At 60.5% G+C, this 22,924-nt stretch carries 18 protein-coding genes; 8 read left to right on the top strand and 10 right to left on the bottom strand.

The features are described 5' to 3' along the window. The first annotated feature begins 7 nt into the window (after window positions 1–7). Window positions 8–2,203, top strand: coding sequence for a GGDEF domain-containing protein (locus tag OHL18_RS21820; RefSeq protein WP_263377002.1), 2,196 nt, complete (start codon window positions 8–10; stop codon window positions 2,201–2,203). Window positions 2,204–2,221: 18 nt separating this feature from the next. On the opposite strand, the gene purQ is transcribed toward OHL18_RS21820, so the two are convergent. Next, entirely contained in the window at window positions 2,222–2,920 is a 699-nt protein-coding gene (purQ, locus tag OHL18_RS21815; protein WP_263377001.1) for a phosphoribosylformylglycinamidine synthase subunit PurQ, read from the bottom strand. A gap of 84 nt (window positions 2,921–3,004) precedes the next feature. Between purQ and OHL18_RS21810 the strand changes: the two genes are divergently transcribed. After that, entirely contained in the window at window positions 3,005–3,508 is a 504-nt protein-coding gene (locus OHL18_RS21810) for a DUF2062 domain-containing protein (protein WP_263377000.1), read from the top strand. Between the two features lie 120 nt (window positions 3,509–3,628). On the opposite strand, the gene OHL18_RS21805 is transcribed toward OHL18_RS21810, so the two are convergent. Further along, window positions 3,629–4,981 carry an alpha-amylase domain-containing protein gene (locus tag OHL18_RS21805; RefSeq protein WP_263376999.1) on the bottom strand — a complete coding sequence of 451 codons (1,353 nt, stop codon included), beginning with the start codon at window positions 4,979–4,981 and terminating at the stop codon, window positions 3,629–3,631. 119 nt (window positions 4,982–5,100) lie between these two features. Between OHL18_RS21805 and OHL18_RS21800 the strand changes: the two genes are divergently transcribed. After that, complete coding sequence (locus OHL18_RS21800; protein ID WP_263376998.1) at window positions 5,101–5,565, top strand: AI-2E family transporter; 465 nt, start codon at window positions 5,101–5,103, stop codon at window positions 5,563–5,565. A gap of 28 nt (window positions 5,566–5,593) precedes the next feature. Further along, complete coding sequence (locus tag OHL18_RS21795) at window positions 5,594–5,902, top strand: hypothetical protein (protein ID WP_263376997.1); 309 nt, start codon at window positions 5,594–5,596, stop codon at window positions 5,900–5,902. Between the two features lie 18 nt (window positions 5,903–5,920). On the opposite strand, the gene OHL18_RS21790 is transcribed toward OHL18_RS21795, so the two are convergent. Together OHL18_RS21790 and OHL18_RS21785 are read right to left on the bottom strand one after the other, a co-directional pair. Beyond that, entirely contained in the window at window positions 5,921–6,595 is a 675-nt protein-coding gene (locus OHL18_RS21790; protein ID WP_263376996.1) for an RDD family protein, read from the bottom strand. Next, window positions 6,596–6,805, bottom strand: a complete 210-nt coding sequence (locus OHL18_RS21785; RefSeq protein WP_184221609.1) for a hypothetical protein — start codon at window positions 6,803–6,805, stop codon at window positions 6,596–6,598. Between the two features lie 255 nt (window positions 6,806–7,060). Between OHL18_RS21785 and OHL18_RS21780 the strand changes: the two genes are divergently transcribed. The 4 genes from OHL18_RS21780 (at window position 7,061) to OHL18_RS21765 (ending at window position 12,912) form a co-directional block, all read left to right on the top strand. Beyond that, on the top strand, window positions 7,061–8,896 hold the full coding sequence (locus OHL18_RS21780) for an ABC-F family ATP-binding cassette domain-containing protein (RefSeq protein WP_263376995.1): 1,836 nt from the start codon (window positions 7,061–7,063) through the stop codon (window positions 8,894–8,896). A gap of 256 nt (window positions 8,897–9,152) precedes the next feature. After that, window positions 9,153–10,490 carry a homocysteine synthase gene (locus OHL18_RS21775; protein ID WP_263376994.1) on the top strand — a complete coding sequence of 446 codons (1,338 nt, stop codon included), beginning with the start codon at window positions 9,153–9,155 and terminating at the stop codon, window positions 10,488–10,490. A gap of 50 nt (window positions 10,491–10,540) precedes the next feature. After that, on the top strand, window positions 10,541–11,605 hold the full coding sequence (metX, locus tag OHL18_RS21770) for a homoserine O-acetyltransferase MetX (RefSeq protein ID WP_263376993.1): 1,065 nt from the start codon (window positions 10,541–10,543) through the stop codon (window positions 11,603–11,605). Between the two features lie 26 nt (window positions 11,606–11,631). Then, on the top strand, window positions 11,632–12,912 hold the full coding sequence (locus tag OHL18_RS21765; protein WP_396275069.1) for a metal-dependent hydrolase family protein: 1,281 nt from the start codon (window positions 11,632–11,634) through the stop codon (window positions 12,910–12,912). A gap of 15 nt (window positions 12,913–12,927) precedes the next feature. Here the strand turns inward: OHL18_RS21765 and OHL18_RS21760 are convergent, their stop codons facing one another. The 6 genes from OHL18_RS21760 to OHL18_RS21735 all read right to left on the bottom strand — a co-directional run bounded on the left by OHL18_RS21760 (window position 12,928) and on the right by OHL18_RS21735 (window position 22,716). Then, on the bottom strand, window positions 12,928–13,452 hold the full coding sequence (locus OHL18_RS21760) for a chemotaxis protein CheX (RefSeq protein WP_263376991.1): 525 nt from the start codon (window positions 13,450–13,452) through the stop codon (window positions 12,928–12,930). A 31-nt stretch (window positions 13,453–13,483) separates the two neighbouring features. Continuing rightward, window positions 13,484–13,861: a response regulator gene (locus OHL18_RS21755; protein ID WP_263376990.1), complete on the bottom strand. Its 378-nt coding sequence runs from the start codon at window positions 13,859–13,861 to the stop codon at window positions 13,484–13,486. A gap of 1 nt (window position 13,862) precedes the next feature. Beyond that, window positions 13,863–15,683: a chemotaxis protein CheA gene (locus tag OHL18_RS21750; protein ID WP_263376989.1), complete on the bottom strand. Its 1,821-nt coding sequence runs from the start codon at window positions 15,681–15,683 to the stop codon at window positions 13,863–13,865. Continuing rightward, window positions 15,683–16,216: a chemotaxis protein CheW gene (locus tag OHL18_RS21745; protein ID WP_263376988.1), complete on the bottom strand. Its 534-nt coding sequence runs from the start codon at window positions 16,214–16,216 to the stop codon at window positions 15,683–15,685. Before OHL18_RS21745 ends, OHL18_RS21750 begins: the two co-directional genes overlap by 1 nt. Window positions 16,217–16,331: 115 nt before the next feature. Then, a complete protein-coding gene (locus tag OHL18_RS21740; RefSeq protein WP_263376987.1) occupies window positions 16,332–20,825 on the bottom strand; it encodes a glucoamylase family protein in 4,494 nt (1,497 codons plus the stop codon). Between the two features lie 130 nt (window positions 20,826–20,955). Further along, the gene (locus tag OHL18_RS21735) at window positions 20,956–22,716 is read right to left on the bottom strand and encodes an ABC transporter ATP-binding protein (RefSeq protein WP_263376986.1); all 1,761 of its coding nucleotides are present in this window, start codon (window positions 22,714–22,716) and stop codon (window positions 20,956–20,958) included. Between the last annotated feature and the right edge of the window lie 208 nt (window positions 22,717–22,924).

Raw genomic sequence — 22,924 nt, 5'->3', positions numbered from 1 at the left:
AACCATTTTGTTGACTGCAGCGCAGGTGCATAGCCGGCCGGCGAGCGCTCCGGTTGCGAAGGTTCATCTAGTCGGAACGATCAGCTATTACGATCCTTCGGACGGGGTCTTGTTCTTCCAGGACGCTACGGGTGGTGTGTACATCAATTCCGGTAAGACCTACCCGATACGAACTGGGGATTCCGTAACGGTCGACGGATTTACGCACGCAAGTTTCCGCACCGAAGTTTCACTCGATCCCACAATTACTGTTTTGGGGCCAGGCAAGCAGTACCCAGCCCCCGAGTTCAGCTATTCAAGGCTGGCCTCCGGCGAGGGAGATTGCCTCCTGGTAAAGTTTCGCGGCATTGTTCGTGCTCAGGATGTCGAGCTGCACGAACTCACACTCTCCACCCATCCTTCCCCTTCGATCCATCTGGATGTGGCCATGGCGGGTGGCGAGGTTGAGGTGTATCTGGACCCATCGTTCGGGGCCAACCCAAAGTCCCTTGTGGATGCGACCGTCGAGATGACCGGCGTGGCGGGCGGAGCCTTTGATGCCAAGAACCAGCTGACGGGAATCATGCTGTACATTCCATCACCCGATTTCATCAAGGTGCTCAAGCAGCCCGCAACCCGGCTGGAAGACCTCGCTCTGACGGACATCGATGAAGTCTTTCCGTCGAGAAAGGTAGACGATACGTCCAGCCGTCTGCGAGTCCGCGGCACCCTCACTTACTATAAGAAGGGCGACTCGGCCGTCCTCGAACAGCAGGGCAAGAGCATCTATGTTCAGACGCGACAGACCTCCGATCTGGCGATCGGGGACGTGGTGGATGCGTTTGGATTTGCCAGCGATCGCGAGTACGCTCCAAGCCTGACCGAGGCCTCTGTCGTACCAACGGGCTTCTCCGCGAGACTCACTCCTCAAGCCGTGACCTACGCACAGGCCTACAGCGGCCTCTTTAGCGACAACCTCATCTCCATGTCGGGGAAGGTCGTCTCTCAGTTGCAAGGTACGAGCTCAGACACGCTTGTCGTCGATGTAGATGGACATCTTGTAAGCGCAACGCTTGATGCTGGACAACTCGCCAAATTTCTTCCCGGCAGCAAGGTGCAGGTAACAGGGATCTGCAGGATTATCGCGGGAGGACCCTTCCGCACTCCCTCCCTCTTTCGCATCGAGATGCGGTCAGGAGCGGATGCCCAGCTACTTGCCCAGCCATCGTGGTGGACCGTGCGTCACCTTCTCGAGCTTCTGGCAGTGTTCCTAGGTGTCGCCGTCGTGATCGCCGTATGGGCGATGTTATTGCGACAGCGGCTACTGGACCAGACGAACCGAATCCAGCGATCCATGTCCATCGCTCGCGAGCGCAGCAGGATTCTCGAGAAGATCAACTCCGGACCCACGCCAGATGCGCTTCTCACGATGATCTGCGACGCGGTGGTCTCGCTTCTTCCCGGCGTGGAATGCTCTTATCTCTTCGAAGAGAAGGGTCAAGACACACCTGCGCAGGCGATCAATCCTGCAAATCCGGCAAAGCAGCTCTACAAGATGGATCTCCACGGCAGCGAAGGAGAGATTGTTGGCTGGATCGTTGTCTCGGAGCTGAAGGGTTACGTGCCGTCTGCTGACCGGCATGAAGTCTTCGATATGCTCTTCGAGATCTCCAAGCTCGCGGTGAACCAGCTCTTGCTCCATCGCGCGCTGGTGCATCACTCTACGCACGACGCTTTGACCGAACTTCCGAACCGCCGCCTGTGTGATCGCCGGTTCGAGGACGCTCTTGAAGAAGCGCGAATCAACGGCAGCAAAGTCGCGGTGATTTATATCGATGTCGACCGCTTCAAAGAAGTGAACGATCAGCACGGTCACCGCATCGGCGATCTTTATCTGCAGCAGATCAGCGCGCGACTGCTAGCCGCCAAGCGGCAGAGCGATACGCTTGCTCGAATTGGTGGCGATGAGTTTCTTCTAATCATGCCGTCGGATTCGTCCTATGAAAATGCCGAAACAGTTCTATCCCGCCTGGAGAAGTGTTTCGACCATCCGTTTTCGATTGAAGGAAGACTGGTGCTGGGATCGGCAAGCCTCGGCTTCGCAAGGTATCCGGACCACGGTCAGACCACCGAGGAGCTGAAGCTCCACGCCGATCACCAGATGTACGCCTCCAAACGTAAGCGGAACGCCTCCGTATTGATGGTCGAGTCGCGCTCCGCATAATCGGAAGCCCACTTCCGCCTAGACGGTTGTCAGGAGGGCTTCGGCCATCGCCTTGAAGAGCCGCAGGCCGTCGGCGGAGCCAAGAAGCGTCTCGCTGGAGCGGTCTGGGTGGGGCATCATGCCGAGAACGTTTTTGCCCTCGCTGAGAATTCCGGCGATGTTTTCGAGCGAGCCGTTGGGGTTGGCTTGCGGCGTGACTTCGCCTGTTGAGGTGGCGTAGCGGAAGGCGATGCGGCCCTGCGACTTCAGTTCGGCTAGCGTGGAATCGTCACAGAAGTAGTTGCCCTCCATGTGGCCGATGGGCATCTTGAGCACCTGGCCAGGCGCGAGCGCGTTGGTGAAGGGCGAATCGGTTGTTTCGGTGCGGAGATGGACCTGCTTGCAGATGTAGTGCTGATTCGCGTTGCGCATCAGCGCTCCGGGCAGCAGGCCGGCTTCGCAAAGGATCTGGAAGCCGTTGCAGATTCCCAGGACCAGGCCCCCGTTCGCGGCGAACTTCTTCACCGACTGCATGACCGGGGCGAACTTCGCGATGGCACCGGTGCGGAGATAGTCGCCATAGGCAAAGCCGCCGGGGACGAGGATCGCGTCACAGCCTTCGAGGTCTTCCGAGGCGTGCCAGAGGAAGCTCACGGGCCGGCCGACGTGGCTCTCGATAACGTTGAAGGTGTCGTGGTCGCAGTTGGAGCCAGGGAAGACGAGAACGCCAAATTTCATACTGTCAGAATATCAGGGGTCCACTGATATAACCCCGGCGAAGGTATCAGCGAAAGACGCCTATTCCGCATCACAATATGCGTGATGCTTGTGCGAGAGGCCGTGCGCGAATTTTGCCGCTGCAGAATATTGCGCCCGTTGCTACGTCAACTTCGAGGCGGAGTGACGCCGCGCCGTCTGGCGTGGAGTCTCGCCTTTGGCATTGTTATCGGCATTAATCCGTCCGTTGGACTCACTACGCTGCTAGTCATCATGCTTGCCTGGGCCTTTGGTCTCAACCAGATCGCATCACAAATCGGCGTACACGCTGTGGCTCCCCTCCACCTATTGCTGTTTCTTCCATTCATCGAGTTGGGAGTCCATCTTTTTCACACGCATCGACTGCCGCTCAGCAGAAGCCAGCTCGAGCATCTGAGCCGTCATCCGTTTCGCCTCTTTCACGAGATTTGGCAATGGGAGTGGCACGCTCTGGTTGTATGGGGCATTATGGCCGTAATTACGATGCCGGTACTTGCGCGGTATATCCGGCGAGCACTCGTGTTGCTGATGCGTCGAAACAGAACACTGATGCGCGGAGCTCCTCAGTGATCAGGTTCGCTGTGGTTTGAAGTATGCGGAGTTGAGGATTCAGAGGTCGATCCTCCGAAGACCCAGGGCTCGATCAAAGAGTGGTTTGAGTCCTCGAAGGAATCGAATTTGAAGTTTGTACTAGAAGACCGGAGCGTAGATGCAGTAGCCGCGCGGTGGGGCGGGGAACTCGGCGTTGCCGTCGGCGTCGGTGGTGCGCTCGTCGGGGTGAGCGACTGCGCCGTAGAGTCCGTGGCCATCCCAGGCAATGGGGGCGAACTTCTGGTTAGCCCATTTCGTCTTGACCACCGTGCCGGACCACTTGTCGCCGAGGTTATTCAGCACGTACACGAGGCCGGGTTGGTCGGTGGTGTCGTCCTTCCACCCATGGCGCTGCATGATGTAGAGGTCGGGGTCGGCGTGGAGGATCTGGCTGTCGCCCCCGGCGTACTTGTGGTGGGCCTGGATGAGAGCGTCGATGCCGTTCGGCGTAAGCGGACGGGCGAGGCCGTTGTTGTAGTAGTCATACCAGAAGACGCTCGGGTAGCCCTCGTGGACCATGATGAACGAGTAGGCGAGCAGCTTGTCATTGACGATCATATCGTCGCCCATGTCGTGGTTATCGACGAAGGTGGCCGCGTGCAGCGGGCGCTTCATCAGGATGTTTTCGCCGTAGGTGAGGTTGCGGAGATCGTAGTTCGGCTGGTCGCAGACCTTCTTGAGTTGATAGCGAAGCGGGAAGTCGAAGGCGGAGATCTGGGTGTCGGTGTAGCTGTTGACCTTCTCCAGCCACGCGTCGATGTCCTGCTCGCCGGACCAGTATTCGCCGACGACCCATGGGGTGAACTCCTTGCCGTCCTTGACGTAGCGGTACTTGGCAAGGATGCCGATGATCCATGCGCCGAAGCCCTTGACGAAGTCGAAGCGGAAGCCGTCGAAGCCGAGCTCTTCGATGAGCATGCGGGAGTACTCGAACATGGCCGCGTAGACGGCCGGGTTGCGGTGACAGAGGTGGGGGAAGCCGGCGAAGTTTTCGCCCTCCATCATCACGTGCTCGTAGCGGCTGGGGTGGAAGCAGTTCCAGTCGCGTGGGAAGCGACCGCTCTTGGGAGTGAACTTGGTCCAGCGGGTCTGCCCGTCGAGCGGGTTGACCTCCTCTTCGTCCGCTCCGGAGTTGTGGTTAATGACCATGTCCGCGTACAGGCCGATCCCTTTTGCGTGGGCCTTCGCAATGAGGGCTTTTAGCTCTTCCGAGTTGCCGTACCAGGTCTTGGTGCCACCCTTCTGATCGAAGTCCCCCAGGTCAAAGTAGTCGTAGGGGTCGTAACCCATGGATTTGTGGTCTGCCGCCTTCGAAACTGGAGGCAGCCAGAGGGAACTGATACCGGCCTTGGCAAGATCGTCGATCTTCGAGGCGACGTGGTTCCACCAGTTATGTTCCTGTTGTTCGATCTTCGGGCAATCCCAGAAGAAGGCCTGCATCATGACTGCCATGATTATGTTCTCCAGTTTGTATCGTTGCTCTCCATCAGATGCTTGCGGTCAGGCGCAAGTTGGTATGGAAAGATGGATGCCGGTGGCGGCGCGCGTTGATGGGAGCATCAAATATCAGGATGAACGGTTCGACGATCAAAACGGCAGGAACGGCGCTCATGGGGTGGTGGCGCGCGACGACGCTCGACGCGCTCATCGTCAGCTGCATCTGGTTTGCGGGTCTTGAATTGATTGGCGTGGCCTTCGCGCCTCTGTGGGCGATCTTTGGCGCCCTGCTCCAGTTCATTCCAACCTATGGCGGAATGATCGCCCTGATCGGGCCGGTGCTGGCCGTCGCCTTCAGCGGGCACGACGAGTACCGGCTCGGTTTTGTGCTGGGACTTTATGGGTTGATCGTGGTGCTGGAAGGGCTGGTCATCGGGCCGTATATCCTGCACCGGACGACGCGCGTGCCGTGGTGGGCGGCATTCTTTGGGCCGATCGTGCTGGGGATTCTGATTCCGTTCTGGGGAGTGCTGCTTGCGCCTCCTCTGATGGCGGTTATTTTCGCCTTCGTCCGGCCCAAGCCGGTGACACCGCGCTGACGATTAGAATGTTGCCGAGGGTCATGCAATGGGATTGAGCGACGAAGCATTTGAGGTGAGTTGTCCGGATTGCGGCGGGATTTTGAAGATCGATCCGGTGAGCCGGGCGATCATTGCGCACACCTCCGCGCCGAAGAAGAAGATGTTTGAGGACTTTAGCGAGGCGGCGAGGGCGCTGCGCGAGAGCGACCAGAGGCGCGAGAGCCTGTTCCGGCAGTCGGTGGACGCGGAGAAGAACAAGGAGGATGTGTTGGCGAAGAAGTTCGCGGAGGCGGTGAAGAAGGCGAAAGAGAGTCCGCTGACGGAGAGGCCGTTGAGGGATTTTGATTTGGATTAGGGCGCTGCTTCGGAGCAGCTATTTGAGTTGGACCGCATAAGTTCCAAAGACTTCATCAAGCCAAAACTGTCCTCGTTTGCGATTGCGCTTGATAAATGGCGCGAGATAGGGCGTGCAGACTGCTACAAATCCGACCAAGGTTCTGAGAAATGCTCTTTGAACGGTCATCGGTCTTTCGTCGGCAGGTGCGATTTGATACCCAAGGACGCATGAACCCGGCGAAGGCGTTCCGCGCATCAAGGGATATGCCCAGTACGCGAGGATTGCTGTGAGGGATAGCAGGAAGGTAACTGCTGTCACCCAACCATCGCCCGGTGCGGAGGAGGTTCTCTCAAAAGACCACTCAAATATCCCGGTCCGGCGCCACTCGCGGATGCACGGGATAACGCCGAGGATCGGCGTAACCATCATGATGGCAAGTACAAAATCAATCCAGAATGCGAGCCATCTCCGGATGATTCCGGGCAGCGGATTTAGCGCGCTCGCGGAGGGTGTCACCATGAGCCAAAAGTAGAGGACAAGAATCACAACAGATGATCCCAATGCCCACGGAGCAGTTCCTCCGGCGAAACGATATCGGCCATCAGACCAGTCTGAAGTGATACCCAGGCTTGCTGGTTCTGCGAGGTTTCCAAGCAGTATCACGCCGCCGAGAACGATCAGAAATGGCCAGCGGAAGTCAGTTGCCTTCACTTACACAGCCTTACGCTGGAAGGTCGTCTTCTTGGTGTTAGCGAAGGAGTCCTTTGCCTTCATGTTGGTCGAGGCGGCGTTCAGAGGCTTGGCTCCGGTCTTGCCCTGGGCGGCCTTATCGCGGAGGGCCTGTAGCTTCTGCGCTTTGCGGCCAAGGCCGCCAATCTTGATTGCGCCGGGCTTGGGGATGAAATCGTTCGAGTCAGTCATAGAGAAAGTTTACAACCAGTGTGAATGCGCGGTGAAGTGCAAAGGCGAATGCGGGGATTCTTCGCTGAACTCAGACGGCATACCCCAGGGGCTGAAGCCCGCGTTGTCGGCTGGCGCGAAATGCCAAGGCTGAAGCCCTGGCTTACCTAGAAGCCAAGGCGATAGACGAATCGACGAACCGACTCAACCCACTCTAAGCGGCTAGCCCCCTCAGCGCGATTAGGTTGCGGGTCAGAGGAACGGTAAACTGGAGGAATGCCACCAATCCTCAACGCGCAGGGGCTGACCAAGGCCTTTGGCGCTACGCCCCTCTTTCACGACATCTCTTTTACCGTTTCGGACGGCGACCATATCGGGCTGATTGGGCCGAACGGAGCGGGCAAGAGCACGCTGATGAAGGTGCTCGCCGGTGATGAAGATGCCGACTCCGGCGACGTGGCCGTGCGCAAGCGGGCGCGGGTGGGCTATGTGCAGCAGGAGTCAGTCTTTGCGCCAAAGCTGACGGTGCGCGATGTGCTGGAGCGAGCGCTAGTTGCGGCTGGAATCCCCGAGGCCGAGCGCGAGGGGCGACTGCGCGAGACGAGCGGGCGAACGGGGTTTCCGTCCCTGGAGGCGGAGGCATCGCGGCTCTCTGGAGGTTGGCGGAAGCGGCTTGCGATCGCCGAGGCGATTGTGACCAAGCCGGAGGTGCTGCTGCTCGACGAGCCGACGAACCATCTTGATCTGGCGGGGATCGCGTGGCTGGAGCAGGTCATCAAGGAGACGGAGTCGGCGGTGGTTATGGTCTCGCACGACCGGTACTTTCTTGAGAACACGGCTGAAGAGATGGTCGAGCTGAACCGCGTGTATGCGGATGGGCTGCTGCGCGTGAAGGGGAGCTATAGCAAGTTCCTCGAAGGAAAGGAGCAGTATCTTGAGGCGCAGTCGAAGTTGCAGGACGCGCTGAAGAATCGCGTGAAGATCGAGACCGACTGGCTGCGGCGCGGACCGAAGGCGCGGACGACGAAGAGCAAGGCGCGCATCGACAGCGCGAACGATCTCATCGGCCAGTTGAAGGATGTGAATCAGCGGACGCAGACTTCGAGCGCTGGAATCGAGTTTGCGGCGAGCGAGCGGCAGACCAAGCGGCTGGTGGAGTTCGAGGATGTTTCAGTCGTTCTCGGAGAAGGCGCGAACGCCAGGAAGATCGTCGAGGGACTGAACTTCCTGATCACGTCAGGGATGCGCGTAGGCCTTGTCGGCCCGAATGGCAGCGGAAAGACGACGTTGCTGCGGCTTCTTACTGGCGAATTGAAGCCGGCATCGGGAGAGATCAAGCTGGCATCTTCGTTGAAGATCGTCTACTTCTCGCAGACGCGGGAGCTGGACGAGGACATCACGTTGCGGCGCGCGTTGGCACCGGATTCGGACTCGGTCGTCTATCAGGGCCGCGTCGTTCACGTGGCGAGCTATGCGACGAAGTTTCTGTTTACCAGCGAGCAGTTGAACCAGCCGGTATCGCGACTTTCGGGTGGCGAGCGCGCGCGTGTGTTGATCGCGAAGTTGATGCTGGAGCCTGCCGATCTGTTGCTGCTCGACGAGCCGACGAACGATCTCGACATCGCGACCCTAGAGATTCTGGAAGAGAGTCTGCTGGAGTACACGGGTGCTCTGGTGCTGGTGACGCACGACCGTTACATGCTGGATCGCGTGTCGACGATTGTGCTGGGACTCGATGGTCGCGGCGGAGCGGAGCGGTTCGCGGACTACTCGCAGTGGGAGCAGACGAAGGGGATCAAGGGCGAGGAGATCATCGCGGCTTCGATCGCTCCGGGAGCAGCGGGAACGGCGGTTGCTGCACCCGCAGCTCAGGCTCCGAGTGGCGGCAAGAAGAAGCTGAGCTATCTCGAAGCGCGGGAGTATGCGGCGATTGAGGCGGCGGTGGAGGCTGCTGAGGACCGGTTGCAGGCGGCCCGGGAGATGCTTGAGGACAACGCCGTAGCGGTCGATCCGGTGCGCTTGACGGCAGCGCTCGCGGAGATGGAGAAGGCTCAGGAAGCTGCGGATGCCTTGTATGCGCGGTGGGCAGAGTTGAGCGAGAAGGCAGGATAAGTCTGTCGACTATCTCTTCTCCATCGATCCATTTGCAATTCCACCAGTCTCAAAGGCATACTTCTCCCATGATTTTTCGCGCCGCTTACGCGATCTCAAAGAACATGCCGATGCGCGCGTGTTGTGTCTGTGTGAGCGGGTGCGGGAACAGCCGGATGCAATAGCGATAGACGGCAAAGGTTCCAAACGGCCCACGATCCTACGGATAGTGGGCCATTTGTCTTTCAAGAGACATTCGCAACAATAAGGAGAAGAGATGGCAGAGGAAGCAGCAGCACCGAAGCAACAGTTGGCGACGTTGGCGGTTCATGGCGGGCAGGTGGCAGACAGCGCAACGAACGCGCGCGCGGTGCCGATCTACCAGACCACTTCGTATCTCTTTCAGGACTCCGACCATGCGGCGCGGCTCTTCGGGCTGCAGGAGTTCGGCAACATCTACACGCGGCTGATGAACCCTACGACGGACGTCTTCGAGAAGCGAATTGCGGCGCTTGAGGGCGGCGTCGCGGCGCTGGCGACGGCTTCGGGGCAGGCGGCCGAGACGCTGGTGATCCAGACGCTGGCGAGCGCGGGCGATGAGATTGTCTCAACGACCTCGCTGTATGGCGGGACTTACAACCTGTTCCACTACACGCTGCCTCGGCAGGGCATCACGGTGCGCTTTGTCGATGCCGATGACTTTGAGGGGCTGCGCGCTGCGATCAACTCGAAGACGAAGGCGATCTACACCGAGACGCTCGGGAATCCAAAGCTGGACGTGGTCGATATCGAGAAGCTGGCTGCGATTGCGCATGAGCATGGGCTGCCGCTGGTGATTGATAACACGTCGGCCTCGCCTGCGCTTGTGCGTCCGATTGAGTGGGGCGCGGACATCGTCATCAACTCGGCGACAAAGTTCATTGGCGGGCATGGGACGACGATTGGCGGCGTGATAGTTGATGCGGGCAAGTTCGACTGGAAGGCTTCGGGACGGTTCACGGAGTTCACCGAGGGCGATCCCTCTTATCACGGGCTGGTCTACGCGGATGCGTTCGGGCCGCTGGCCTTCATTTTGAAGGCGCGGGTTCAAGGACTGCGCGATACGGGAGCGGCGATGTCGCCGTTCAGTTCGTTCCTTCTGCTGCAGGGCGCGGAGACGCTGCACCTGCGCATGGAGCGGCACTCGCAAAACGCGCTGGCGGTGGCGAAGCATCTTGAAGGGCATGAGGGTGTTGCGTGGGTGAACTATCCGGGGCTAGAGTCGAGCAAATTTTACGACCGCGCCAAGAAGTATCTGCCGGATGGACAAAGCGCTCTTGTGACCTTCGGCATCAAGGGCGGATACGAAGCGGGCAAGAAGGTCATCAATGCGCTGAAGCTCTTCTCGCACGTGGCGAACATCGGCGACGCGAAGTCGCTGGTGATCCATCCGGCGTCGACGACGCACTCGCAGCTCACGGTCGAAGAACAGGCGGCGACGGGCGTGGTGCCGGAGCTGGTGCGGCTTTCGATTGGTATCGAGGACATTCGCGACATTATCGCGGATCTTGACCAGGCGATTGCTGCGGCGAACAGTGCGGTGAGCGAGAAGGAACTGGAACTCGCGGCGAAATGACGAGCGGTTCTCCTTTTGAAATACCTAAGCCGTCCTTTGAGGGGGACTTCGTGTTGCACGAAGTCCTCGCTTTGGAGAGCGGTGAAGAGCTTGTGAATCCCACGCTGCACTATGCGGTGTATGGACGGCTGAATGCGGCGCGGGATAACGCGGTGCTGGTATGCCATGCGCTGTCGGGCTCCGCGCAGGTGGCGGAGTGGTGGCCACAGTTGTTTCTGCCGGGTGGGCTGCTTGATCTTGAGCGCGACTGCGTGATCGGGATCAACATCTTTGGCTCCTGCTATGGGTCAACCGGGCCGGGGTCGGTCGATCCGGCTACGGGCAAACTCTACGGGCCGACCTTTCCGCTCATCAACGTTCGCGATACAGTGCGGGTCGAAGCGAAGCTGATCGAGTCGTTAGGCATCGCCCGGCTGAAGCTGGCGATCGGCGCCTCGATTGGCGGGATGCAGGTGCTGGAGTGGGCGATCCTGTTTCCGGAGCGCGTGGCTCGGGCGATCAGCATTGGCGTGGCTTCGCTGGGGGCGATGGGACTGGGACTGAATCACCTGCAGCGTCAGGCGATCATGCTTGATCCGGCGTGGAAGGGTGGCTACTATGGTGACGGGCCGCAGCCCGAGGGCGGGCTGGCGCTGGCGCGAGCGTTGGGGATCATCAGCTACAAGTCGGTGCCGCTGTTTGAGCAGAGGTTCAACCGCAAGCCGAACCGGCCCGGGATTGGCAGCAGCGAGGAAAATCCGTGGATCTCGACTTCTGCCGGGCAGAACGGGCGCTTCGATGTGGCGGGGTATCTCGATCATCAGGGTGAAAAATTCAACCGCCGGTTCGATGCGAATTCCTACATCGCGATCACCCGGACGATGGATACGTTCGACCCGGTGCGCGGCCACGAGTCGCCCTTTGTGGCTTACAGCCGGATCACCGCGCACCTGACGCTGGTGGGCATCTCGACGGACTGGCTTTTTCCGCCGGAGGATATACGGTCACTCGCCGCGATTATTCGCGCGGCGGGAGCGAAGTGCGACTATCGCGAGATGGCGTCGGTGCATGGGCACGACGCGTTCCTGGCGGAGCCGGAGCAACTGGTGCGGCTGCTGACGCCAGTGTTCGAGTAGGCGCTTCACTGTATTCTGCTTGCACGATGAAAACTTTGTTTACGGCAATCGTGTTTTCCGGCCTTACGGTGTCGGCTGCGTATGCGCAGCTTGCTGAACCGAAGCAGGTAGTGGTGCTCCATGCGGCGCGCTTGCTAGATGTTGCAGCGGGAACGATGACAACGCCGGGCGAGATCCTCGTTCGTGGGGACCGCATCGTTGAAGTCGGAACAAAGGTGGCGCGACCGGATGGGGCGGAGGTCATCGACCTTGGCGACAAGACGTTGATGCCAGGCTTGATCGACGCGCACGTGCACCTGTTCCTGCATCCGGGCGACGAAGACTTGCAGACGGTGGAAGAGAGCGTTCCTAAGCGGACTTTGATCGCCGCGAGCGCTGCGAAGGCGGACCTGATGGCGGGCTTCACCGCAGAGCGCGATATGGGTACCGAGGGAGCCGGCTCAGCGGACTCAGCGGTGCGCCACGCGATCAACTCGGGGATGATTCCGGGGCCACGGATGCGCGTCAGCGGAAATGCAATCGACATCACGGGCGGGCATGAGGATGCAATCGGCTTCAACCCGGAACAGAAGGTGATGTCGAATGCGACGTATGCGGATTCGGCGGATGACCTGGTGCGCGTGGTTCGTGAAGAGCTAAAGGGTGGCGCGGACTTCATCAAGATCTACGAGACGGGCAAGGACTCCGAGGTTGATGGTAAGTTCCATACGCCGTATCAGTACACGACGGCGCAGCTTGAGGCGGCAATAACAGAGACGGCGCGGCAGGGAACGCATGTTGCAGTTCATGCGACGGGCGAGCCGGGGACAGGATATGCGGTGGCGGCGGGTGTGGTGTCGGTCGATCATGCGTACCAGTTGAGCGATGCGACCATGGCGGCGATGAAGGCCAAGGGCATCTACGCGGTGCCGACCTTCACCATTACGGAGTACTTCGCCGATCACGCATCCACTCCCGAGGGAGCGGCGAGGGAACGTAAGCTGCAGGCGATCCATGCGGAGGAGTTCAAGAAGCAGCTCGCGGCGGGCGTGCCGATGGCTGTGGGGAGCGACGTCGGGCCGTTCCCGCATGGGACTCAGGCGCGGGAACTTGAGCTGATGGTGCAGTATGGGATGGCTCCGCTGGCTGTGTTGCAGGCGGACGTACTGAATGGCGCGAAGCTGCTTGGCTGGGATGCGGAGATTGGCCAGTTGAAGGCAGGATACTTCGCGGACATCATCGCTGTTCCAGGTGATCCGGTGAAGGATATCGCGGTGACGAAGTCAGTGAAGTTCGTGATGAAGGGCGGCGTGATCTATCTGCGTTAGATCGAGAGATTCGGGCTAGCGTGCTCGCGCCAGCGTAAGTTCGAGCAGGTGTTGGCCGCCGAAGGTGTAGGAGCGATGGCTGACCTGAAGCTCCGCTGCGGCCTGGATTGGTTGGCTGCCGGGATCGTGCTTATGAAGATCGCAGCTTCTCACCGGAACGGTGATGTGGCATTCCGCAGAGAGGCTGGGGAGCCGGTCTTTCCAACCGCCGGCGAGCATGTTGCAGAGCTCGCCTACGGCATCGCAGACGGCGTCGCTTTGGGCGTCGACTTCAACGCCGCCGAGCATGGCGCTGGCGATGGCAGCAGACGCGTTGCGGCTGAGATGGATCTCGCAGTGGCCGGAGATGACGCCCTCGAATCCGATGTGGGCGGTGTGCGGGCCGTGGATGCAGTCTTCCTCGCAGAGAGGGCAGGGGCGGGTGGCAACGTCCATGCCGAGCATGGTGCCGAAGACCTCTTTCACCGTCTCGTCCATCCGCAGAAGGTTGTCGTGGCTGAAGAGTTCCGTGGCCGGGACAGCGGGTTCGGGTCGCGTCATCAGAGCTTCCTCAACGGCGGTTCTTCAAAGGCTAGGCGGCGAGCAGAGGGATTACCTTCAGCTTGACCTGTTCTGGAGAAAATGGCTTGCGGATGTACCCGCTGGCACCGGCGGCGACGGCCTCTCGGACGCGCTCGGCAGAACTCTCTGTGGTGACCATGACCACCGGTATTCCCGCGCCGATATTTTGCGTTCGCATGGCGCGGAGCATGTCGAGGCCGTTCATGCCGGGCATGTTGATGTCGCACATGATGAGCTGAACCTTGTTGGACTTGAGGACTTCGAGACCTTCGTTGCCATCGGCGGCCTCGAGGACCGAGTTGAACTCCAGACCAGCCACTGAGAGGGCGCGCAACACAATCTTTCGCATCATCGCCGAGTCATCGACGATCAGAACGGTATCCCTCATCTCAATCCACCCCTTGGGTGTGGTTATCGGCAGACGCCGTGGATGCTTGAGCGCCCAGGTGCGCGAAGGCCTGAATGGGCGGCGTTCGATAGATGGCGTGGACATCGAGGATCAGACCTACGCGGCCATCGGAGAGGACAGCGCATCCCGCTAGACCGGCAACGTCTTTGAAGGTTGCACCGAGGGTCTTGATGACAACCTCCTGCTTGCCGAGCACATCGTCTACAAAGAGGCAGAAGCGTTTGCCTTCGCTCTGCGAGACGATCAACATGCCTTCGGTTAGTTGTCGTGTGCTGGAGACAAGGTTGAATCGCTCGTGCAGCCGCACGATGGGTAGCAGGATGCCACGCACGGTCGCCATCTCACCGTTGCCCTGAACCGTCGATAGCGAAGATTCATCCGGTCGAAGGATCTCGAGGATGGAAAACATCGGAACGATGTAGCGGTTGTCTCCGACGCAGACGACGAGGCCTTCGATGATGGCGAGTGTCAGCGGCAGCCGGAGGAAGAAGGTGGCTCCCTTGCCTGGCTCCGATTGGATATCGATGCGACCGCGGAGTTTTTCGACGTGCTTCTTCACGACATCCATTCCGACACCACGGCCGGAGAGGCCGGTGACTGCCTCTGCCGTGGAGAAGCCGGGCTCGAAGATGAGCAGATAGACTTCGGTGTCGGTGAGCTGAGCGCCGGGGCGGACGAGGCCGCGCTCCGTCGCTTTCGCGAGGATGCGATTGCGGTCGAGGCCGCGTCCGTCGTCCGAGACCTGGACGACGATCTGGCCGGCTGTGTGATATGCGGCGAGGCGGATGTTGGCGGTCGGATCTTTGCCTACGGCGATGCGCTGTTCAGGGATTTCGATGCCGTGATCGATGGAGTTGCGGACCATGTGCAGCAACGGGTCAGCGAGCTCTTCGGCGATGGTCTTGTCGAGCTCGGTCTCTTCGCCAACGGTAGATAGAGCGATGCGCTTGCCGACCTGGCGGGAGAGGTCGCGGATGAGCCGCGCGGTGCGGTGAAACTGAGTCCCGATGGGCACCATGCGCATGCTGGTGGTGATGCGCTGAACCTCTGTGGTGACGCGGGTGAGCAGGGCGAGATCGCCGGTGAGACGGGAGTCTTGCAAGCCGAGGAGTCGCGGGTTGTGGCTGATGAGGGTCTGTGCGATGACGAGCTCGCCGATCATGTTCATCAAGTGATCGAGCTTGGCGGTCTCGACACGGAGGGAGGAGTTGCGAGTGGACTCTTGCTTAGCGGAGCTGGGCTGGGTCTCGGGTAATCGGATGTCGTGCGCGGAGGGCGCATCTCCTGCTGCGGACGGTTGATGTTCTTCACTGCTCTCTTGCGATGAGGAGGCGGTCGCGCGAATCTTCTGAATGATCGTGTCTGCAGATACAAGAGATGGGGCAGGCTCGGGGACGACTCCATCGGAGGTTGCTACGAGTTCGAGCCGGTCGGTCTCGGCGCGGATGAAGTCCATCGATTGCAGGACGACATCGGCTATCGATGAGAGCGAAGCAAGTTTGCGGGAGCGGCCAAGATCGAGCAGGGTCTCTACTTCATGCGCGACTTGCTGAATATCCGAAAGCTCGAGGAAGCCGGCGAGTCCCTTGATCGTATGGAAGACACGAAAGGCGGCGTTGATGTCGCCGGAGTCCGCGCCGGTGCTCTCGATGTGGAGGATCTTTTCTTCGATCGAGGTGAGGTGCTCGCGGACCTCGACGATGAAGTCGGTGAGCATCGCCGGGTCGGCGGTATAGGCGCTCATGTCGCCGGGTTCCTGCGATGGGAGGTCGAGGTCGTTGGGCGTGAGGTCTTCAGGCATCAAGGCTGTCCTGCGATATCGTGGCCCTTGAGCACCTCATCGATGTCGAGAAGGATTCTTACCTTGTCGTTGATGCGGGCCATGCCAAGAAGAAAGGGAGATGGGATCGAGGCGCCGAAGTCCGGGGTGTCCTGAACATCTTCGGCGAGGATGTTGACGACCTCCGATACCTCGTCGACGATGATGCCGGTGAGGAGATCGAAGCCTGCGGGCCGGGTTCGAACGACGACGATGCAGGTCTGCTCCGCGTAGGCCTGCGCGGGGAAGCCGAGGCGAAGCCGGAGGTCTACGACGGGAATCACGCGGCCGCGCAGGTTGATGACGCCCTTGACGGAGAGCGGCGTCTGCGGGACGGAGGTGATCTCCATGATGCCAAGGATCTCCTGCACGCTGGCGACGCGGATGCTGAAGTCCTCGCTGGCGAGGCGGAAGACGAGGTGCTTGCCGGCGCGGAGGTCGTTAGCTACAGGCGGGATGGACAGAGCCGGTGGCCTCTGATTTGTCTGGACCGCTGCTGCCGCGGGGCTCTCCATGGAGAGGTTATCGGCTTTAGGGAGGCAAGCGTTACCGCTGGGGAATCATTGCATCCCACCCATTCGCAAGGAGGCCCCGAATGGATGGGGCACCCGTGCTTTTGTGCCGGCCTGATTATGCTGCTGGGATCTGGCGTTCCTTCAGCGACTTCAGCGTGTCTTTGCTTAGAGCTTTCTCATGGAGGAGAAGCTCTGACGCCTTCACGCGCGGATTGGCGTGGAACCAGCGCTGGAAGATGTTGTCGCAGAGCAGATTGGTGAGCGCCAGCAGCGACATGCCCTGGTGGTGGGCCATCCATGACCTGACAAGCCGTGGTTCACGGTCTGCGGTGTAGTCCGCCGCTTCGTAGAAGCCGTAGGCTCCGACCCAGCCTTGCATGGCCATACGGCGGAGGTTGGCGATGGCTTCGCCGCGCAGGATGGGCAGCGCCAGAAACGTCGCATAGGGTGCGATGACGGGGCCGTCTTCAGCGCCATACTTCAATGCAAGCGAAGGGATGCCCCAGGCCTGATATCCGTAGCGTCCAATGGAATCCGTTTCGGCGAAGCCCGATTCGGAGATGCCCCATGGCATGTGGCCGGGGAATTTCTTGACGTGGTCGCGCTGGATCTGCACGGCGGACTCGAGCGAGCGGTAGATGAGCGTGTTGGGAAAGTTCTTCATCCACAGTGCGGGCATCATGTACTCGAACATGGTGCCCGTCCACGATAGGAGGCAGGCGCGGCCCTTCACCAGAACATGCGAGCGGTCGAGCCGGAACCACGACTGCTGCGGAATGTCGCCTTTGGCGACGGCGAGGAAGCTCGCAATGCGGGCCTCGGAGGCGAGCAGGTCGTAACAGGCGGAGTGGAGCTTCTCGGTGGGGCCGTCGTAACCGATGGAGAGCAGCTGGCGCTCTTCGACCAGCAGGAAGCCATATTCCATGGCCTCGGCGTGCGCCTGGGCCTGATTGGCCACGGCGAGGATGTCTGCGTGGAGCGCGCGAAGGTTGCGGTCGGCTGTGGGGATGAGCGCCTTCAGTTTGTTAGCCAGTTCGCCAAGGGGCGATCCCAATGCGAAGTTGCAGCAGGCTTCTTCGAGCTTAGCCTGGATGGTTTGGGCGTAGGCGGCGGCGTTCTCAAGCGCTGGTGACTTCGAGTCGATCTCGGTGCCTAAAGAGGCTGACTCGAAGAGCGGCTCGAACTCCGGCAGACGCCACGGCGCATAACTTTCAATGAAGTTGCGCAGCGCGACGATTCGGCGGCTGCATTCTGCGGCGATCCACGCGGTCTCAGACGAGTGGGACCCAATGGAGTCAGGCATCGCGAAGAGATCCTGGGTGAGTGCGCGGAGCGCGTTCGCCTCTTCACCCTTGTGCGACTTATGGGAGTTCGAGCCAGCCACCCAATCCTGCATAAGGTGGATGCCGGCGAACGAGGCAGGCGAGAGCACGGGACGCTTGAGCAGGTCCACGGCTCCTGCATGGAGCGTGTAAAGCCCCGCAGCGAGGTTTCCGCTATCGACGGCGGAGACGGTAAACGGCGGAATCGCGGAGAGCGTTTCGATGTCGTACCAGTTGTAGATGTGGCCGTGGTTCTTCTCGAGTCGGTCGTATGTCGCAAGGGTGCCGAGCGACGCGGAGGCATACTCCGGCAACGTGATGAAGCCGAACTCGTACGCCGCCTGGCGGGCGTTGAAGAGCATGCCGAGGTTGGTCGGCGAGAGCTTGAGGACCTGGAGCGTATCTTTCTCTTCCACGTTGTCGGGGATAAGCCAGTGGTTCTTCTCGTCGCCGAACTCTGCGTAGTAGCGCCAGAGCAGAAGCGCCTGCTGGCGGAGGAAAGTAGTATCGGCAGCGGTAAGGGGCTTCTCTGTGCGCGTGGGAGAAGAGTTCAGCCAGCTCGATACCAGCGGCGCGATGGCCCACAAGAGCAGGATCGGTGCGGCGGGCAGCAGTGCGCTGCGATGCCGGAGGAAGATGATGGCGGCGAAGGCCAGCGCGAGTACGGGCGAGAGACGCAGGTAGAAATCCAGGTGGGTCTTCTTGCTGCCGGACTCGGATTGAGCAGCCGTCTCCCACTCCAGCATGTGTTTGCCGGAGACGAACTTGCGGTTGAGCGAGCGGATGATCGCATCCAGCGAGAGCAGCATGTGGTGCGGAAGAAAGATGAGGTTCAGCAGCGTAATTCCGCACGATGCCCAAAAGGCAGCAATTCCGTCGCGTGCTGTAGGAATGCTCATCTTGAGGGCAGCACGACCCAGGCCGAAGCCAAGCTGAACGAAGTTAGGCAGCAGAAGCAGGATGAGCGTCGCGGCGGTCCAATAACGAGGGCCGCCGGTCAGGAAGAACCAGCCGCAGATCAACAGCAAAAAAGTGACGGGTTCGACGAGCGAGCGGCGCAGATTGTCGAAGATCTTCCAGCGCGAGATAGTGCTGATCGGGTTCGCAACCATGCGGTTGTCTTCGTTTGGAACGCGGCCGAAGAGCCACTGCGCGATCTGCCAGTCGCCGCGCAGCCAGCGGTGTTTGCGGCGGGTGTGGGCAGAGTAGTGCGAGGGGTAGTCGTCGATGATCTCGATGTCGGTGACGAGGCCGGCACGGACATACGCGCCTTCAATCAGATCGTGGGACAGGAGAGCGTTGCGCGGAAAGCGGCGATCCAGGACCTGGTGCAGCACAGAAACGTCGTAGATGCCTTTGCCTGCGAAGATGCCTTCGCCGAAGAGGTCCTGATACACGTCGGAGACGGCCCGGGTGTAGATGTCGAAGCCAGTCTCGCCGGAGTAAAGCGCGGCGAGACGCGAGCGAGAGGCCGAGCTGACGGAGACACCCACGCGCGGCTGAAGGATGCCATATCCGGCGGTGACGATGCGGCTGCGGGGATCGATGATGGCTTGGTTCAGCGGATGGGCCAGCGTGCCGGACATGCGTGCTGCTGTGCCGCGTGGGAGTTGGGTGTCGGAGTCGAGCGTGATGACATAGCGGATGCCCTTGAGGAGTTCGACCGGACCCGCCTTGATGGGGAAGGCGTCTTCGATATTGAGAAGGTACTTGTTCAGGTCGAGGAGTTTGCCGCGCTTGCGCTCCCATCCCATCCATACGCCCTGGCGCGCGTTGAAGACGCGATGCCGGTGGAGCATGACGAACTTGCCGCCGACTTCGCGAGCGTACTTCTCGTTGAGCTCGTCGATGAGCCGGACAGCGAGGTTGACCAGGATGTTCTTATCTTCGTCGAAGGGACGAGCCGCGGAGTCGGCGAGGTCGGTGAGAAGACCGAAGTGGAGGTTAGGGTCCTGGTTCGAGAGATAACGCGCTTCAAGCTCTTCGAAGAGATCGCGCACCTGGGCCTCGTTCAACAGAAGCGACGGGACGATCACAAGGGTACGAGATTCATTGGGGATGCCCTTGGAGAAGTCGACCTTGGGCAGCGCTTCGGCGTGAAGCAGCGCGGAGACGGTGGAGTTGATGAGGTCGACTCCGCCCTGCGTCGCGGGAAGGAGTGCCAAGAGGAGAGCGAAGATGACGGCGGCGAAGTCGTGGTGGGGTACGAGAGGAAGGATGAGGGCCGCGATGAGCAGGACCGAGAGGGTGAAGATGCCGAGGATGTAGAAATCTTCGTTATAGCGGCGGAGGCCATCGCGCAGGGCTTGCATGAAGGGCGGGTGGTAGCCAATCTTGTTGCGGAGTTCGGGCAGGCCTTCAGCGAAGAGATAGTAGCCGATATGGGAGACGCGGAATTGTGTCTTGGGATCGGAACTCTTTCGCTGCGCGGCGCGCGTGGCCATATCGAGCGCGGTCTGCGCGGTCTCGAGCTCGCTCTTGTCGGCGCGGGAGGCAAGCGATGCGACGCGCTCATGATACGAGGCGCGAGTCTCGTCTTCCATCCGGGCGAAGATGCCGGTCGGATCTTGCCGCAGGACAGCGTCGAATTTGAGGATCGATTCAAGCAGCTTGCGCCACTCGTACTGGTTAAGGCGGCGCAGGCTGTGGATGGGAGCAGAGAAGGGCGACTCCTCGATGGACGGCATCGTAGGCGCGGCGAAGGTCTCGTCTGCCCGGTCGAGGATGTACTCGAGTTGTGCGAGCTTGAGCGCCTCGGGGAGAAGGCGGACCTCGTCGAGCGATAGAGGGTCGTGTTGCTGGGCTTCGGCGGTGTAGACGGAGAGCGAGGCAGGGGACCAGATGCCCTCGGCGGTGGCGAGGTAGTTCTCCGCGAGGTTCACGATGCGCGGAAGCTCCGAGCCGTCGGGGAGCTGGATGCGCTGAATGGAGGCGAACTTGTCGCTGGCAGCATTGGCGGAGATGATGGCCGCCTCGAACATGCGGCCGCTCTCGAGCAGTTCAAGCTGCGGCGTGAGCTCCTTGGTGTTGGCGATGGCCTTCGCGGCGGCGAGGCGGGTTTTCAGGCGTTCGGAGAGCGCTTTGAGGCGGAGCTTCAACCCTTCGGACGAGACCGCCTTCGGAAGCGGCTGCCAGCGGCTTATCAGGGCTGCGGCATTGGCGCGCAGGATCTCATCGGATACAGATGGGGCTTCGGGCAGGCCCGCAGTGGGGATCTCGATGTCGGGGACGGTCGAGTGCGGGGCTTGTTCTTCTCTTTGAATCACGGTGTCGTCTGTGATGGCCATGACTGAATCCTTCCTGGTTGAGACGGACGAGGTGAAACGGGCAATGCGAAGTGCAGAAGCAGGTTCTTCGACTTCGTCACTCGCGATGAAGCGCTGCGAGTGACTTCGCTCAGGCTGACAAGGTGAGAGGTCAGCGGTAGCTGGCCGCCTGCATCTCGAACATGGAGGCGTAGAGGCCGCCCTCTTCCATCAAACTCTTGTGATTTCCCTGTTCCACCAGCTTACCTCCGGAGAGGACGACGATTCGGTCGGCCATGCGGACGGTGGAGAAGCGATGCGAGATGAGCAGGGCCATCTTGCCCTGCGTAAGTTCGGCAAAGCGTTCGAAGACCTCCAACTCACTTTTGGCATCGAGGGCTGCAGTGGGCTCGTCGAGGATGAGAAGCTGTGCATCGCGGAGATAGGCGCGGGCCAGGGCGATCTTCTGCCACTCGCCGCCGGAGAGTTCGACGCCGCCCTCGAAGCGGCGGCCGAGGACCTGGTCGTATCCGCCTTCGAGTTTGGCGACGACGGTGTCGGCGAGGCTCTTGTGGGCGGCCAGTTCGATCTCACCGTCTTCGTAGTCGCGCTCGACGCGACCGACGGCGATGTTTTCCTTCGCGGTCATCTCGAAGCGCATGAAGTCCTGAAAGATGACGCCGATCTGGCGGTGGAGGTCAGCGAGGTCGTACTCACGGAGATCGATGCCGTCGAGGAGAATCTGTCCCTCGGTGGGATCGTAGAGGCGCGTGATGAGCTTCACGACGGTTGTCTTGCCCTGGCCGTTCTCACCGATCAGGGCGATGCGTTCACCGGGCCGCAGGGTCAGGTTGAAGTTGCTCAGGATCTTGCGGTCGCTGCCGGCGTAGGAGAACGAGACGTTGCGGAACTCGAAGCCCTGCTGGATGACCGTCGGTGCGGGAAGGCCGTTCGGCTTTGACTTGACTGTGGGCTCCATCTCGAAGAAGGCAAGCAGGTCGGTGAGGAAGAGTGCCTGGTCGGCGATGCCGCTGGCGGTTGAGAAGACCTGCTGCAGGTTCGAGCTGGCCTGCTGGATCGAGGTGGTGAGGAAGGTGAACTCGCCGATATCGTAGCGGCCACCGAGTGTGCGATAGATGACGTAGACGTAAGCGCCGTAGTAGCCCAAAGTGCCGATGATGCCGAGAAGTCCGCCGACGATGAGCTTGGAACTTGCGAGGGCGGTGTCCTCAACGTAGATGGCGTGGGCAAGGGCCTGGAAGCGGTCAGTGAAGAACTTGTTGAGGCCGAAGAGCTTGACCTCCTTCGCGCCTTCACGGGATCCGGCGACCTGGCGGAGATAATCCATCTGGCGCTTGGCCGGGGTCTGGCGAAAGTTCTTAGCGTAGCCAAGGAAGGCGTAGTGGGTCTCGCCAAGGAACGACGGCAGCACGCCGAGCGCGAGCAGAAGAACGAGCCACGGGGATGCGACGGCAAGTGCCGCAGAGAACGCCAGGGTCGTGATGACCTGCTGGAACAACCGGCCAAGCTGCTGAATCATGGCGAGGCGGTCGGTCGCCTGCACACGGGCGCGCTCCAGGCGGTCGTAGAAGACGGGGTTCTCGTAGGTCGTCAGGTCAAGGCGTGCCGCTTGCTCCATCACGCGGACACTGACGTGCTGGGTGTAACGGTTGGCGAGCAGAGCGTCCGAGTAGTCGACGGCGCGGGTCATCAGCCCTAAAAGCACATTCAATCCGACTTCGGTTCCTACCAGATACCAGAAATTGGCGGGAAGGTCTTGATGGCGGGCTACTTTATCGGCGATGTCCTGGATGATGTACTGGGCTACCTTAGCGAGGGCGAAGGGAAGGACGGCGACGATGACGCGAAGAATGAGGCCGCCCGAAACGACACCGGGGCCCGAGTCCCAGAGAATCTTGAGGACAGGTGGCATGTTCTTCAAGGCACGGACGCGCTCGCGCCAAGGACTCTCTTTCGGCTGCTCGTCGACACGCTCAGGCGTTGAAGTCAATAAGGACTCGCTTCAGAGGGATTGAGCACCTGGCCGCGCGGCCTGCATTGCTCATTTAAAGAGATGCCGCGAGATGGCTAAGTGTTGGTTGGGAGACACTTGGTGCAGAATGCTTGAATGACGCTGGAGG

The organism is Granulicella aggregans, assembly GCF_025685565.1.
GTDB classification, from domain to species: Bacteria; Acidobacteriota; Terriglobia; order Terriglobales; family Acidobacteriaceae; genus Edaphobacter; species Edaphobacter aggregans_B.
The sequence above is the reverse complement of the archived record's forward strand: the minus strand, read 5'-3'. Positions and strand labels throughout refer to the sequence as shown.

Bases quoted from the DNA above. Each gene is read 5' to 3' on its own strand.
- OHL18_RS21740 (WP_263376987.1), bottom strand. From the start codon at position 20,825: ATGGCCATCACAGACGACACCGTGATTCAAAGAGAAGAACAAGCCCCG.
- OHL18_RS21795 (WP_263376997.1), top strand. From the start codon at position 5,594: ATGGGATTGAGCGACGAAGCATTTGAGGTGAGTTGTCCGGATTGCGGC.
- OHL18_RS21745 (WP_263376988.1), bottom strand. From the start codon at position 16,216: ATGGAGAGCCCCGCGGCAGCAGCGGTCCAGACAAATCAGAGGCCACCG.
- purQ (WP_263377001.1), bottom strand. From the start codon at position 2,920: ATGAAATTTGGCGTTCTCGTCTTCCCTGGCTCCAACTGCGACCACGAC.
- OHL18_RS21810 (WP_263377000.1), top strand. From the start codon at position 3,005: ATGCTTGTGCGAGAGGCCGTGCGCGAATTTTGCCGCTGCAGAATATTG.
- OHL18_RS21775 (WP_263376994.1), top strand. From the start codon at position 9,153: ATGGCAGAGGAAGCAGCAGCACCGAAGCAACAGTTGGCGACGTTGGCG.
- OHL18_RS21780 (WP_263376995.1), top strand. From the start codon at position 7,061: ATGCCACCAATCCTCAACGCGCAGGGGCTGACCAAGGCCTTTGGCGCT.
- OHL18_RS21755 (WP_263376990.1), bottom strand. From the start codon at position 13,861: ATGAGGGATACCGTTCTGATCGTCGATGACTCGGCGATGATGCGAAAG.
- OHL18_RS21785 (WP_184221609.1), bottom strand. From the start codon at position 6,805: ATGACTGACTCGAACGATTTCATCCCCAAGCCCGGCGCAATCAAGATT.
- OHL18_RS21765 (WP_396275069.1), top strand. From the start codon at position 11,632: ATGAAAACTTTGTTTACGGCAATCGTGTTTTCCGGCCTTACGGTGTCG.
- OHL18_RS21805 (WP_263376999.1), bottom strand. From the start codon at position 4,981: ATGGCAGTCATGATGCAGGCCTTCTTCTGGGATTGCCCGAAGATCGAA.
- OHL18_RS21735 (WP_263376986.1), bottom strand. From the start codon at position 22,716: ATGCCACCTGTCCTCAAGATTCTCTGGGACTCGGGCCCCGGTGTCGTT.
- OHL18_RS21800 (WP_263376998.1), top strand. From the start codon at position 5,101: ATGAACGGTTCGACGATCAAAACGGCAGGAACGGCGCTCATGGGGTGG.
- OHL18_RS21750 (WP_263376989.1), bottom strand. From the start codon at position 15,683: ATGCCTGAAGACCTCACGCCCAACGACCTCGACCTCCCATCGCAGGAA.
- OHL18_RS21760 (WP_263376991.1), bottom strand. From the start codon at position 13,452: ATGACGCGACCCGAACCCGCTGTCCCGGCCACGGAACTCTTCAGCCAC.